The 14,404-nt window shown below is 37.7% G+C and carries 15 protein-coding genes and 1 tRNA gene; 7 read left to right on the forward strand and 9 right to left on the reverse strand.

Annotated features, from left to right (window positions below):
* Positions 1 to 971: IS21 family transposase (gene istA, locus JN11_RS05765; RefSeq protein WP_144910545.1), on the reverse strand; the 971-nt coding region annotated here is incomplete at its 3' end.
* 734 nt (positions 972 to 1,705) lie between these two features.
* On the opposite strand from istA, the gene JN11_RS24620 reads away from it, so the two are divergent.
* Positions 1,706 to 1,930: a helix-turn-helix domain-containing protein gene (locus JN11_RS24620; protein WP_211360676.1), complete on the forward strand. Its 225-nt coding sequence runs from the start codon at positions 1,706 to 1,708 to the stop codon at positions 1,928 to 1,930.
* Between the two features lie 151 nt (positions 1,931 to 2,081).
* Here the strand turns inward: JN11_RS24620 and JN11_RS05775 are convergent, their stop codons facing one another.
* The gene (locus JN11_RS05775) at positions 2,082 to 2,702 is read right to left on the reverse strand and encodes a DUF5041 domain-containing protein (RefSeq protein ID WP_144910548.1); all 621 of its coding nucleotides are present in this window, start codon (positions 2,700 to 2,702) and stop codon (positions 2,082 to 2,084) included.
* 130 nt (positions 2,703 to 2,832) lie between these two features.
* Positions 2,833 to 3,189, reverse strand: a complete 357-nt coding sequence (locus JN11_RS05780) for a glycoside hydrolase (RefSeq protein ID WP_144910550.1) — start codon at positions 3,187 to 3,189, stop codon at positions 2,833 to 2,835.
* 114 nt (positions 3,190 to 3,303) lie between these two features.
* Here JN11_RS05780 and JN11_RS05785 point away from each other — a divergent pair, with 114 nt between their 5' ends.
* Positions 3,304 to 5,124: a carboxypeptidase-like regulatory domain-containing protein gene (locus JN11_RS05785; RefSeq protein WP_144910552.1), complete on the forward strand. Its 1,821-nt coding sequence runs from the start codon at positions 3,304 to 3,306 to the stop codon at positions 5,122 to 5,124.
* A 309-nt stretch (positions 5,125 to 5,433) separates the two neighbouring features.
* Complete coding sequence (locus tag JN11_RS05790; protein WP_144910554.1) at positions 5,434 to 5,682, forward strand: hypothetical protein; 249 nt, start codon at positions 5,434 to 5,436, stop codon at positions 5,680 to 5,682.
* Between the two features lie 91 nt (positions 5,683 to 5,773).
* Here the strand turns inward: JN11_RS05790 and JN11_RS05795 are convergent.
* Positions 5,774 to 5,850: transfer RNA gene (locus tag JN11_RS05795), tRNA-Arg, on the reverse strand.
* Between the two features lie 569 nt (positions 5,851 to 6,419).
* Between JN11_RS05795 and JN11_RS05800 the strand changes: the two genes are divergently transcribed.
* Entirely contained in the window at positions 6,420 to 7,280 is an 861-nt protein-coding gene (locus JN11_RS05800; RefSeq protein ID WP_144910556.1) for an N-acetylglucosamine kinase, read from the forward strand.
* A 180-nt stretch (positions 7,281 to 7,460) separates the two neighbouring features.
* On the opposite strand, the gene JN11_RS05805 is transcribed toward JN11_RS05800, so the two are convergent.
* Positions 7,461 to 8,156 carry an NUDIX hydrolase gene (locus tag JN11_RS05805; RefSeq protein ID WP_144910558.1) on the reverse strand — a complete coding sequence of 232 codons (696 nt, stop codon included), beginning with the start codon at positions 8,154 to 8,156 and terminating at the stop codon, positions 7,461 to 7,463.
* Between the two features lie 127 nt (positions 8,157 to 8,283).
* Here JN11_RS05805 and pfkA point away from each other — a divergent pair, with 127 nt between their 5' ends.
* Genes pfkA through gap form a run of 3 tightly spaced genes read left to right on the forward strand, consistent with a single transcriptional unit; the run spans position 8,284 to position 11,129 of the window.
* Positions 8,284 to 9,270, forward strand: coding sequence for a 6-phosphofructokinase (pfkA, locus tag JN11_RS05810; RefSeq protein ID WP_144910560.1), 987 nt, complete (start codon positions 8,284 to 8,286; stop codon positions 9,268 to 9,270).
* Positions 9,271 to 9,278: 8 nt separating this feature from the next.
* Positions 9,279 to 10,127, forward strand: a complete 849-nt coding sequence (locus tag JN11_RS05815) for a hypothetical protein (protein WP_144910562.1) — start codon at positions 9,279 to 9,281, stop codon at positions 10,125 to 10,127.
* 6 nt (positions 10,128 to 10,133) lie between these two features.
* Positions 10,134 to 11,129: a type I glyceraldehyde-3-phosphate dehydrogenase gene (gene gap, locus JN11_RS05820; RefSeq protein ID WP_144910564.1), complete on the forward strand. Its 996-nt coding sequence runs from the start codon at positions 10,134 to 10,136 to the stop codon at positions 11,127 to 11,129.
* A 76-nt stretch (positions 11,130 to 11,205) separates the two neighbouring features.
* Here gap and JN11_RS05825 read toward each other — a convergent pair whose 3' ends face one another.
* The 4 genes from JN11_RS05825 to glgB form a co-directional block, all read right to left on the reverse strand.
* Positions 11,206 to 11,397 (reverse strand): hypothetical protein, encoded by a 192-nt coding sequence (locus JN11_RS05825; RefSeq protein ID WP_144910566.1) that lies wholly within the window; start codon positions 11,395 to 11,397, stop codon positions 11,206 to 11,208.
* Between the two features lie 66 nt (positions 11,398 to 11,463).
* Positions 11,464 to 11,718 (reverse strand): hypothetical protein, encoded by a 255-nt coding sequence (locus tag JN11_RS05830; protein ID WP_144910568.1) that lies wholly within the window; start codon positions 11,716 to 11,718, stop codon positions 11,464 to 11,466.
* 188 nt (positions 11,719 to 11,906) lie between these two features.
* The gene (locus JN11_RS05835) at positions 11,907 to 12,089 is read right to left on the reverse strand and encodes a hypothetical protein (RefSeq protein WP_144910570.1); all 183 of its coding nucleotides are present in this window, start codon (positions 12,087 to 12,089) and stop codon (positions 11,907 to 11,909) included.
* 94 nt (positions 12,090 to 12,183) lie between these two features.
* Positions 12,184 to 14,292, reverse strand: coding sequence for a 1,4-alpha-glucan branching protein GlgB (glgB, locus tag JN11_RS05840; RefSeq protein ID WP_144910572.1), 2,109 nt, complete (start codon positions 14,290 to 14,292; stop codon positions 12,184 to 12,186).
* Between the last annotated feature and the right edge of the window lie 112 nt (positions 14,293 to 14,404).

Consider the following 14,404-nt stretch of genomic DNA (forward strand, 5'->3'; position numbering starts at 1 on the left):
AACTGGTAACGCAGGACAGGCAGCGGTGACAAGGTCCCACGCTCTATCTCTTCAAACTGTAGTATCCTGCTGTAATTGCGGCCTTTAAGCAACTGGCTGTTATGGGCTTCCAGGGCCTGCCAGATCGCTGTATTGAGTTCTGTTAAAGAATGGTAGATATGCTTGTTTAAAGGGGCGTATACCTTGGTATAAATGATCTTAACCGCACCTTCTACCAATGCCTTGTCGCGTGAGCGGTACGCCCGCGCCGGTAATATGGTAGTGCCATAATGATCGGCAAAGTCTTCAAATGTTTCGTTCAGGGTAGGTTCATAGCGACTGCTTTTGGTTACCGCCGCCTTCAGGTTATCCGGCACAATGGCGGCAGGAACGCCCCCGATGAAGTGCAGGGTATTCTCACAGGCCGCGATAAAGTCTTCCTTTTGCTGGCTCATAACAGCCTCTACATAGGTGAGCTGGCTGGCACCAAGGATTGCTACAAAGACCTCTACTTCAATGACTTCACCGGTTTCCTTGTCCGTATAGCTCATCTTTTCACCCGCAAAATCGACGTACAGTTTGTCTCCGGCCTTATGATCCATGTGCATGGTCGGATTGACCTTGGTCTTCCACTGGTTGTAATACGTGCAAAACTGAGTATACTTATAGCCCTCGGGGAACTCCTTGATATAGGCTTCCCACAAGATCTGCCGGTTCATACCAGTCTTTTTAAGCTCTTTATCGACGTGGGGGAAGCAGCGCAGCATGGATTGCATACGGCTGCTTGGCTGGTTGTTTTCCCTGGTCTTGCCGAAAAGGTCTTCCAGTTCCTTATCATTCAGGTTATTAACTTCGTCAAAAGTAAAGCCGCTCTTCTTAAGGACGGCCAGGTACTTTCTTACGGTATTCCGGGATGAATCAATCTGGGCAGCTATAAATCGCGTGCTGCGACCCTGGCTGTTCATCCTTAAAATCTTTCTAATCTTACTCATGCTGATTGTCAAATTGGCCATCTTAGAACGGGTCTTTTGCCCTCAAAAGATGGTTGCTTCTACAGAATTTGCTACGCGTTTTGGTGGGTCAGTTTGCCCCGAAATGCCCTGGTCAGTTTGCCCCGAAACAGTGGGTCAGCTTGCGCCGAAATGGTGTGGTCTCATTCATCATAATCTCCATTTTCAGGCTCTATTATAAATTGATCTATAAAGGAAGGAAAAAGCCCGGTATATTTCGCTTTAGATAAAGGTATTAAAGCTATGCCATCAGGCAAACTGGCTTTATCGCCAGTCCCCAATAAGAGGAAGACAGGTGTTTTATAATTGATTGCCTGATACCTTGCCAGTTGTTTTGTATTGCACCATTCAAATTTATCATTATACGCAAAGGTTCTGAATTTAGCTTCTACATAAAATTCCCTTTTCGTATATCTATCCCGAAATTTAAAATCAGGGTTTAACGATGCTTCTACATAGTGATGGCTATTAGTTTGGTAACTGTGAGTTTTTTCTAATAAATCATAGTAGTTAGGGGGAATAAATATTCTTTGATATAATCTTCAAACTGTTGGCCTATTTTAAAAGACTTTGGGGTAGTAATTTCTTCAGAAATTACATTGGCAATTTTGCCAAACATCGTAAGTAAGCCCATAATTGATTTAAGTATATACAATTATACAAAATAGGTCTTATATGACCCAATAAAAAATTAAAGCTTATGTCAGCTTAGTAGCGTGCAAAAAGAACGCTACGATACCTTTTTAAAAACGGTCGGAAACAATGTCCGTAGCATTCGTATTGAAAAAGGTTTGACTATGGAGGCGTTAGCTAATGAAGCCGAAATAGAATACAGGCAGCTCGGCCGTATTGAAAGAGGTGAGGTAAATACTACTATAGTATCTTTGCTCAAAATTGCCAATGTTTTAGAAGTAAATGTCAGTACTTTTCTTCTTTCCTGAATCAAGATAATTCTTTATAGTTCGTAACACTTTTAAAGGCTCAATTAGTCATTAATTGCATTCATGTAACTTAACGAAAATCCAAATTTCATTATAATATTTATATAAATAAGTATTAAAAATAGAGGTTTCAATACCTTACCCCATTTTATTATATATTTTTAACTTCAAAACTAAAAATATAATAATGAGTCATCAGCTTGAATGCCTCGCTGCTAAAATCGGGATTTAGTTGTCGTTCCATGCAAAATCTTACCGCATCAGCGGGGAGATTTGGATCGTGCCACATAGACCCAAACAATAAAACGGGTATTATTTTACCAGGTAACAACGGCTGTGCCTTAAACAACTCGAACTTATGTTCTATATTATATTGAGGGGCTTTGTCAATAAGTTGCACCCTCATTCCTCCAAGCGTTTTAATGGAAACCGCAAATTTTATATCGTCAATTTTATGTATCATCAAGGTAATTTTCCCATCATTTCCTGTCGGAGTCCCGTTACCGATAATTTCACTCCAAATTTCTTCATGTTTTTTCTCGACTCCACCCTTTTCATATTCGTCCAAATACACAAATAGCCTTAGCTTATTTTGCCCTTCTACAGGAATGCCGATATTAAACACATTAATATTTAACAAATTAAGGGCATCTGAAAGGTTCTGCAATGTTACAGGATAATTTAATGTCTGGTTTGCAGTTTCCTTTTCCTGGGCAAATAGGTAGTTACTAACAGACAGGAATATAACGAGAAATAATTTAAAGAATTTCATAGTGTAGTATGTAATTATAAAGCTGTTTAAGGGATAGTGTTTGATCGGAATAAAAAAAGTGTGCTGTTTAAAGTTAAAATTTCATATTACTTAAACGAAATTTAACTTTAATAAGGGGGCAATAAGTGTATTAATGTGCTCTTATGCAACTGACATGAAGCTTCTGTCCATGAATTTCAAAGTTCAAAATAACGGAGTCCCTTAAATATTTCCCGGTATGAATAATATTCTCTGAGTTGGCATTAATTATAAAGCTAAAATCATCCTTATTTACCTTTCCATCAATAAATGAAAAAGTTCCATCTGGCCCAGTTTCAGTTCCTGTAAGTAGGTTGCCATCAACTTTGAAGGTGTATTTCATTGGAAGTGAGTCGCCAGAAGGAAGTATTAATTTTCCAATCCAGCTGCCTGTTAAGCTATCTGTTACAGCATAGCAAATAATAAAACAGCAAATTAACAACAATGTGATAAGGGTTCTTTTTTTCATATTTTAATAGTTAGAAAGTAAAAATGTGTTTGTTTTTTATCTTTTGATGTATTATTTTATTATATAACGCACAATATCTGATATTATTTTAAGTTATTAGTAATATTTATTGATTTGAAAGCAACCTTAACCTTAGCCATTTTAATGATTCTATTGACAATAAGCGTTTTTGGTCAAACTTCAACTTCACGGTCTGTGCCATTACATGAAGTGAGTGGTATAGTTCAAGATACGATTGGGGGACCAGTCAGTAACGCTTCATTATTGTTGTCATCCGTCAGAGATACTTTACATATCACAACCAACAGCGAAGGAATATTTTTATTCAGCCAAGTTAAATCAGCCTCCTTTATACTGACAATTAATGGAGTCGGATATGTTCCATCTGTTAGAAAATATTTCTTCAATGATTCTCAAAAGAAAATAATATTAGATCCCATCATTTTAGGACTAAGATCAAACTTATTGAACGAAGTTAAGATCAATGGAACGCCAAGCATTGTTTATAAAACAGATACGGTTGAGTATCGGGCAAGTGACTATAAAGTGCATGAAAATGCGACTGTAGATGAGTTGCTTAAAAAAATGGAGGGTATGGAAATTGATAATAACGGTTCATTAACCTATCAAGGGCAGTCTGTTACAAGTGCTAAGCTTAACGGAAAAGAATATGCTGGTGGAAGTGTTGAACAGGCTATAAAGAATTTGCCGGCTGAAATAGTCGAAAAAATCCAGATAGTTGATGATTATGGAGATCAGGCTAGTCGTACTGGTATTAAGTTTGGAACCCCTAAAGTAGTATTAAATATTACTACAAGAAGCGATAAATCTATTGGTGATATAGGCATGGCCACAGCTAGTCAGGGAAATGATGATAGGTATGACGACCGTATATTTGCACAACGTATAGACGGTAATAAACAAATAGGCGTTATCGGTGATTTTAAAAATACTATTAATGGTGTTGCAAACAATGCAAGTACCAATACTAATCAACAAGAAAACGGAGGGGTCAATACAGCAGCTTCCGGAAATGCTTTAAATAGTTCATCTGGAAGTGGCGGGGTGGCAAAATCATTTACACCCGCTTTTACATATAGCGACCAATGGGGGGAAAAGATAAATGTAAATGCCAACTATCTCTTTAATAATACTAATAATTATATAATCAATACCAGCCAGGGAGAACAGTTTAGTACGTTAGGAACAACCTACTCAAACAGCCAGAGTTTAGGGGATAACAACAGCAAGAATCATAATTTCACAGTGCAGTTGGAATATAATATTGACGGGGCTGACTATTTGAAAATCACACCGGCTTTTAGCTATTTGGTCATGGATAATTTAAACAATTCAACTATTGGTCAAAGCGGATTACAGCATTTAAATTCGGTTGCAAACACTTTAGAGCAAAGCAAATCGCCCTCTTTCGAAACTACTGTTTTTTATCAACATCTGTTCAATAAAACGGGTAGAAATATTTCAATCGAACTTTACTATAACGCCATCAACCAAACTGAGACCTATCATCAAACTAACGAAATTAGTTACTTTAATATCAATAAAGAATTAAACTATGGAGCAAAAGAAATCAAAGTATTTGGGATTGCCGGTGTCGTTGACTCTCTGATTTCTATTTATAATGATGAAGGAATAAGAACAAAAGTACTCTTTGACAAAAATGGTGCGCTAATTTACGAACTAGCATTGCCTAAAAAATATCTTAATATTAAAAAAGGGGACGCCAAAATCGTTTATAATGTTATGTTAAATGGATTGACATCGATGGTCAAGATTTCTGTTCCAAAGAATGCACCGCAAGTCGCGTCTGTTGTTGCGATCCCAAGAGGTATGTCTAATAGTTCGAATTCTAATTTTGAGATACTAAATTACCCTACTGATTTTTGGGGGATATATCCATTGAAAATCAAATAGGACTTGTTGAATATCTTATATTAAAGTTTATTTATAAAAATGCAAGAGTTTTAGTGTTTAGGGTCAGAATCTTTGTACTAATAATCAATTATACAGCTCGATAAACCGGAGCCAATTGCCCCCAATTTCCAATTTTAAAATGATTACCATTAGTGCTTCGATTTATGTCTTTAGCTGGGCATTCCGGAGCAATTGACGACCTAATTCCGAAAACCACAAAAATGCATCCCTGGAACACTCTGACAACATCAATTTTTTGAGTGTTAATTGTTCAGTAGACCGTTGAGAAGCAAAAAACGAAAGTAGTCAATGAAAAATCTTTTAAAACTTCATGAAGCCATCGCGCTTGCTTTGCTTAATAAAGAGAGCAGGACATGCACTTATGATGAAATTGCCAATTTTATTGAAAAAAGAGGCCTATTTTCTGTAAGAAAAGGAAATATCACTTTGTCTAAACAGGTAATGTTACGCTCAACTAAAAGTAATCAAAGGTACTCACATTGGTTTGAGGCCTTAGATAATTCGAGCATACGTTTTAGAAATTTGATTGAATTATAGAATATTATACCTAATTTTATTGACAGTAGAATTGACAGTAAAAACAAAAACCCATCATAAATACTTAATTTACAATGGGTTTTAAAAGTATTGGTGATCCCATTAGGATTCGAACCTAAGACCTACAGATTAGAAATCTGTTGCTCTATCCAGCTGAGCTATGGGACCATCTGCGATTTTTTTTCGCGGTGCAAATATGCACAATTCAGTTTAAATAGACAATACTAAGCTAAAATCTAATTACACATTAATTAACTTTGTTAGGTATTTACCCTCTCCTCCTCCTCATTAGCCGGTCTGTTCTGCTAATTAACCTGATAAAAACTACTATAAATATTTTATCCGGGTACTATTATTGAAATATATGAGGATCAATTCTTTTTAAAGTCTCTTTTTATCAGTCCCTGATTTTGTAATCATTTCCGGAAAAATAAAAATCACTTAACGTACAATAAACACACTTTGGAAACAAATAGTTATTAAATAATTAACTATAATTGCATATAATTATAAACCAGCTGCCTTCAAAGGCAGGTAAATTTATATGTAAATTTAACAGTTATTCATTAATTGTAAGTCGTTTAGGTTAATTAAGCTGCTTTGATGATGGTAATTATTAAAAAAAAAGAAAATAATTTATCAAAAAACAGATTTTTACTTTTTAAAAGTACAAAGTGTTTTTTTTACAATAAGTAAATCATACTTTTATCCGAATTTTTTTTAAAATAAACTAATTTATGATCATAATTGCTGACGGTGGCTCTACCAAAACAAACTGGTGTCTGGTTACCGAAGAGGGTAAAAAGGTGTACTTTAACACCGAAGGCTATAACCCATATTTTTCAGGTACTGAATATATCATCCAGTCGTTAAAAGATAACTTGCCTACCGACCTTGAGAAGGACGAAATAACAGAAGTAAACTATTACGGTGCGGGCTGTTCAACACCCGAAATGCGCAAGGTAGTTGAAAATGCCATGCAGGCTGTTTTCACCAAATCAAAGGTTTACATAGGTCATGATCTTTTAGCAGCGGCCAGGGCATTACTGGGCAACAATGAAGGCTTTGCAGCCATATTGGGCACCGGTACCAACACCTGCATTTATGATGGTAAAGAAGTAGTTCAAAATATTGACTCAGGCGCTTACATTTTAGGCGATGAAGGCAGTGGTTGTTACATCGGCAAAAAGCTGCTGGTTGATTACCTTAGAGGCTACATGCCTGAGGCTGTTCGCAAAAACTTTTGGGAAACTTACAAACTTACACCCGATGATGTAAACGAAATTGTTTACACTCAACCACGTGCAAATCGTTTTTGTGCAAGCTTCAGCAAGTTTGTTTATGATAACAATGTGCATATCGAATATTCACGTAATTTAGTACGCACCTCGTTCGAAGATTTTTTCCGTAACCTGGTAACGCACTATCCTGACTATCAGAAATATACTTTCAACTGTATCGGTTCGGTAGGTTACAATTTCAGAAACGTACTGGAAGAAGTAGCTGTTGAAAACGGAATGGTAGTGGGTAACATTATTCGCTCACCTATAGATAACCTGGTAAAATTCCATTTGGAGCTGGCGCATAGCCAAGCGTAAACGCAGTGATTAGTGATTGGAGAGCAGAGATTAGGTTAAACCGCAATCAAGCCACCATAAAAGAGAAAGCTTCGACAAAATCGAAGCTTTCTCTTTTTATATCAAATTGCCAGTATCCAATCACTAATCTCCAACGCCTGCTCTCTAACCTCCAATCACTAACCTCTCCACCTCTAACCCCTACTTATCAATGCTCATATCGTTGTGAAATATCTTAGCGTACTTACGTTTGTCAAACTTATAAAGCTTGGCGGCACGGTACGAAACACCTTTTTGCTTTTCATCCAGCTCTTTCAAAAAGCCAAAGCTCAGCATCTTCTTCCTGAAATTTCTTTTATCAAGCTTTTTATTTAAAATAGCCTCATAAAGTGATTGCAGCTGCGTAAGAGTAAACTTCTCGGGCAATAGTTCAAATGCTATTGGTTGATAGTTTAAACGGCGACGTATCTTATTAAACCCAGTATTAAAAATCTCCGAGTGGTCAAACGCCAGCTTGGGTAATTCATTTACCGGGTGCCAGAAAGCTTTACGGGCAAACTGCGTTACCGGCCGTAAATCCTTTTGTCCGTTAATCCTAATCAGCGCATAATAGGCAACGGTAATTACCCTACCCTGCGGGTGCCGGTTTACCTCACCAAAGGTATGAAACTGCTGCATATGCAGATCGCGCAGGCCGGTTAGCTCGTATAAAATACGCTCGGCTGCATCGTCAATACTCTCGTCCTGCTCAACAATATAGCCGGGCAAGGCAAGCCAGTCTTTAAACGGTTCTTCGTTACGCTCAATAAGCAAAATCTTCAGCTCACCGGCCTCAAAACCAAATATCACACAGTCGATAGAAAATACCGAATCAAATGTAGGCAGTTTAACTTCCAAGCTTTGATAGATTTTAGGTAAATAAATAATTAATAATGGTTAACCGCTAATGTAAAAAAAAATAAATTAAATTTAATGGTGTAATTTTCACACACTATCTTCGTCCCTGTAAATAAGCGGAGTAAAAATGAATAAGATTTCAAAACTGGCGGTTCTAACGTCAGGCGGCGACGCCCCGGGCATGAACCCCTGCATCCGGTCTGTTGTCAGAACAGCTATATACAATAACTTAAACGTTGTTGGTATTCGTCGTGGTTATCAAGGACTTATAGAAGATGACATGTTTGATATGCATGCCCGTTCGGTAAGTAATATATTAAACCTGGGCGGTACTATTTTAAAAACGGCAAGGTGCTTACCCTTCCGTACAGATGAAGGAATGGAGATAGCCTACCAGAATTTAAAAAAACAAGGAGTTGACGCTTTAGTGGTTATTGGCGGCGATGGTACCTTTACCGGCGCGCTTCGTTTCTCTAAAAAATATCCGGATATTGCTGTGATGGGGGTACCCGGTACCATTGATAACGACTTATACGGCTCAACCTATACCCTGGGTTTTGATACCGCAACCAACACAGTAATTGAAGCTATTGACAAAATACGTGATACTGCCGATGCACACGACCGCTTATTCTTTATCGAAGTAATGGGTCGCGACTCGGGCGCTATTGCCCTACGTGCCGGTATATCATGCGGAGCTGAGGCCATATTATTGCCCGAAAAAGCAACCGCTATTGACGATCTGATCAAAAACCTTAAAACAGGCGAGAACAATAAAAAATCATCAAGCATAGTAATTGTTGCCGAAGGTGATAAGAACGGTGGCGCTTATGACATCGCTCAAAAGGTTCAAAAAGAGGTTAAATTTTACGATGTAAAAGTTACTATATTAGGCCACTTGCAACGCGGGGGTAGCCCGTCTGCATTTGACAGGATACTGGGCAGCCGTTTAGGCTATGCTGCGGTAAACGCATTAATAAAAGGTGAATCACAAATGATGGTAGGGCTTGAGGCCAATCATATTAAACTAACCACTCTGGAAGAGGCACTTAACCAACACGAATTTAAACTGGAAGAAGATTTGATGGAGATGGCCGAAATACTTTCTATCTAACAAAATAGATGATTGCAGTTGTATACAGCGGATCTAATTATGCCGATTGGAGGCTGGCAGATAAAGACAGAGTTATCGCCACGTTTAAAACCAGCGGGATAAATCCTTATTTTAATGATGAGAAGCACATTATACAACTGCTTAGCAAAAACATTAATCTGATACACCACGCCGAAGAAATAAAACGCATTTATTTTTTTGGCGCAGGCGCCTCTTCCCCTGAGCTTAAGGTTATTGTTCAGGGTGCTTTATCTAAATTTTTCAAATTTGGCAAGGTAACCGTTGAGCATGATATTGCTGCCGCAGCTATCGCCTGTTGTAAAAATGCACCGGGTATCATCAGCATTGTAGGCAGCGGTTCAAATGCGGCCTGGTACGATGGTAAAAAAGTAAAACCAAACAATTATGGTTTAGGTTATATTTTGGCTGATGAAGGATCGGGCAACTGGCTGGGCAGGCAGCTGATAAGGGCTTATATGAACGAAACATTGCCCGATAATATCAATAAAAAATTCATCCAACGCTATGAGCTTGACCGCAAAACCCTGCTCGAAAAAGTTTACCGGCAAAAACAACCTGCTTTGTTTTTAAGCTCATTTACAGAATTCTTCATCGATAATAAAGAAGACCTTTACATCAAAAACATCATCAAAACAGGGTTCGATAAACTGGTAAAAACATATTTATTACCCTTACATGATGAACATCCCGAAGCTTTGTTGTATTTTGCAGGCTCTGTTGCAGCGGGCTTCCAAAACCAGTTATATGAAGCCACTGCCGATGCAAACCTTAAAATTGCGAATATCATTAAAGAACCCATAAATAATTTATTAACGTACTATTCAAGTAAAAATTAAAAAATCATGAAAATAGGAATAAACGGTTTTGGCCGTATTGGCCGCCTGGCATTCAGAGCAGCAATTGAAAGATCAGACATTGAAGTTGTAGGTATTAATGACCTTGTTGAGCCTGATTATATGGCTTACATGTTGAAATACGATTCAACTCACGGCCCTTTCAAAGGCACTATTGCTGTTGAAGGCGGACATTTAGTAGTTAACGGAAAAACTATCCGTGTTACTGCTGAAAAAGATCCTGCTAACTTAAAATGGAATGAAGTTGGTGCGGAAGTTGTAATTGAATCAACAGGCTTATTCTTAACAAAAGAAACAGCTCAAAAACATATTGATGCCGGTGCTAAAAAAGTAGTAATGAGTGCTCCTGCAAAGGATGATACCCCTACTTTTGTAATGGGTGTAAACCATAAAAGCTTAAAAGCTACTGATACTATCGTATCAAACGCTTCATGTACTACTAACTGTCTTGCTCCTATTGCTAAAGTACTGAATGATAAATTCGGTATTGAAGAAGGCTTAATGAGCACCGTACACGCCGTTACAGCCACTCAAAAAACAGTTGATAGCCCATCAGCTAAAGACTGGAGAGGTGGCCGTGGCGCTTACCAAAACATCATCCCTTCATCAACCGGTGCTGCTAAGGCAGTTACTTTGGTTATCCCCGAGTTGAAAGGTAAATTAACAGGTATGTCATTCCGCGTTCCGGTTGCTGACGTTTCTGTAGTTGACTTAACTGTACGCCTTAAAAAAGGTGCTACTTACGAAGAAATCAAAAAAGCAATGAAAGATGCTTCTGAAGGCGAGCTTAAAGGAATTTTAGGTTATACTGAAGATGATGTTGTTTCTGAAGATTTTAAAGGTGATGCACGCACATCAATTTTTGATGCTAAAGCAGGTATTGCTTTGAATGATAACTTCGTGAAAGTAGTATCATGGTATGATAACGAGTGGGGATACTCAAACAAACTGATCGATATGGTTCAGGAAGTTGGTAAAATCTAATTTTGTCATCCTTCAATAATAACAAAGCCTTCTGTGTATACAGAAGGCTTTGTTATTTTATCAGAAATATCTTTATCTACATTAATTCTTTATCCTTTTTTTCATGATAGGTTTTAAAGGCCAGGTAATAAAAAAATACCGCGACAATTAAATTCAGAATAAGTTTGCCTGTATTCAAATGAGGGTATGTAGCATACACCTGATACACCACCCAAACAAAAGCCAACGTAGCTACAATTAAATAAAGGACGAAATATTTAGCACTCATACAAAAGGAATGGATTGTTTTAATTAAACACCCTCCGCCCCATTCTGTTTCACATTGACGAATTAATTACCCGTTTACGCGAACGCGACTTTCCTGCATCACCACATTATGCTCTTGCATAACAATACTACGTTTTTCTACTACCGCTCTGCTTCCAGGGTAAGTTCTGTAAGCGAGGAAAAAAAACAACATATCGGGAATTGTAATAACCAGCACGTGTGCCGGATCTACATTCGGAAATGAAGCAATTAAGTAATAAAACAAATAAACCAGCCCGGCACTACCTGCAAGCAAGTATAATAAACGAAATTTAGCATCCATAACACAATAATAAAAAGGTTAACAACTATATACCGTTATTAATAAGGCAAAAAGAATACCCAAATTACACAATGGTTAAATAAGGCTTTTTTGTGTGTCAATTCAATTAATCATTAACGAATGATTAATTGAATTGCGAAAGGCAGCTGAATGGTAAACTGGTATTTTAATACACCAGTATATTATTATCAGGCTTTACTTTCTTCGGGGTAAGTTTTATAAGCCAGGAAAAACAACAACATATCAGGCAAGGCAATCAACAAAACTCTTTCAGGGTTAAATTCTGGCAGATTAGCAATTATCTCGTAAGCCAATAATACTAGTCCTATAGTACCTAGCAGTATATACAAAAAGCGAAATCTAGTGCTCATAACAAAATTGATTTAATTAAACTATACCCTTTGTACGGCAGCGCCAATCAAAAGGTTTAGTTAAAAAATCAAAATATTACAGAATAAGCAAAATTTAATTATTCTTTAATTCATACTTAGGTGGCACATTAATTATCCTTTTAAAAACAAGCGCACCTAGTGGTGGAACGGTAATATTAATAGAATTTTCCCGGCCATGCCAGTTTACTGTTTCTGTATGTACGGGTTTTCCATTATTTATGCCGCTACCCCAGAATTTTTCCTCGTCAGAATTAAATATTTCAACCCATTGGCCCTTAAAAGGCACCCCAACACGATAATTATAATGAGGCGTAGGTGTCATATTTAAAATAATAACCAGTTCATTGTCAGCATCATGACCTTTCCTAACATAGATTAATATAGAATCATTGGCATTACCACCGTCAACCCATTCAAAACTACTCCATTCAAAGCCTTTTTCATACAGTGCAGGTTCATCCCGGTATAAATGATTCAGGGCCTTAACAGTTTCCTTTATTCCCTGGTGGTTAGGATACTGCAACACATGCCAGTCCAGCGAGTGTTGAAAGTTCCATTCGTTGCCTTGTCCAAATTCATCACCCATAAACAACAATTTCGTTCCGGGATGGGTAAACATATAACTATAAAGCAAACGCAGATTGGCAAACTTTTGCCATTCATCGCCAGGCATTTTGTTAACCATTGAGCCTTTTCCATATACTACTTCATCATGCGAAAAAGGCAGCATAAAGTTCTCGGTAAAGGCATAAATCAAACTGAAGGTGATCTGATTATGATGATACTTACGATAAACAGGATCTTTAGAAAAATATTTGATCGAATCATGCATCCAGCCCATCATCCACTTCATTCCGAATCCTAAACCACCTGTGTAAACAGGACGGCTTACACCTGTAAATGATGTTGATTCTTCTGCTATAGTTTGCACATCGGGGAAATGGCTGTAAACAGCCTCGTTAAATTCTTTTAGAAACGATACAGCTTCCAGGTTTTCATTACCACCATATATATTAGCTTCCCATTCGCCATGTTTACGCGAATAATCCAGGTAAAGCATAGATGCAACGGCATCAACACGTAGTCCATCTACATGGTATCTGTCTAACCAAAATAAAGCATTGCTTATTAAAAAAGATCTTACCTCATTTCGCCCGTAATTAAATATGTACGATTTCCAATCAGGATGAAATCCTTTACGTGAATCTGCATGCTCATATAGGTGCGTACCATCAAAATTATATAAACCATGTGCATCCCCCGGGAAATGTGAAGGCACCCAATCCAATATTACCCCAATACCAGCAAGGTGCAATTGTTCAATCAGGTACATTAGTTGTTTCGGTGTTCCATATCGTGATGATGCAGCAAAAAAACCAGTAATCTGATATCCCCAGCTAGGGTAAAAAGGATGCTCCATTATGGGCATAAACTCTACATGCGTAAAGCCCATTTCTTTTATATAAGGCACCAATGTTTTTGCAAGCTGATCATAACTCAAAAACTCATCAGGGCTTTCCGGACTGCGGGCCCATGAGCCTACATGCATTTCATAAACCGAATATGGCCGGTTCAATCCGTTATGACCATAGCGGTTAGCCATCCAGTCACCATCTTTCCATTCGTAAAAGGTATCCGCAACCAGCGATGCTGTACGAGGTGCTACCTCCCATCTTAAAGCAAAAGGGTCGCTCTTTTCCAGGTCTTCTCCGGTAGATGATTTGATATAATATTTATATGTTTCGTCATTACCTACATTAGGGATAAATCCTTCCCAAATTCCTGAACCATCCCAGCGTACAAACAATGGATGTGTACCCCTGTCCCAATAATTAAAATTACCAATAACCGATATATATTGTGCATTTGGCGCCCAAACGGCAAAATAAGTACCTATAGCACCATTATGTTCAATAACGTGCGATCCTAGTTTTTCATAAAGCTTATAATGCTTGCCCGATTTAAAAAGAGCTATGTCAAAATCGGTAAACTTGCTATAAGGCACAATTGGCTTCAGATCATTGATAACAACTGTTTCTTCCTTTTTCTTTTTAACCGCATTAGGTTTTACGGAAACAGATTCCTTTTCTGCAGGTTTTGCTTTAGGCTTTGCAGCCTTTTTTACAGGAGTTGATGCGGATTCAGCTATTATAGGTTCAATTTTGGTGATCTTTTTTGCCATAGTATAGGTAGACCGTTGGGCCTTTTAGATTTATTTGCGGTAATATATTGGTTATAACAAATGTAATGATTAGAAGTTTCTTTTAGTCAGAAAGAAAGATCAAACTTTATTA

The organism is Mucilaginibacter frigoritolerans, assembly GCF_007830615.1.
Taxonomy (GTDB): Bacteria; Bacteroidota; Bacteroidia; order Sphingobacteriales; family Sphingobacteriaceae; genus Mucilaginibacter; species Mucilaginibacter frigoritolerans.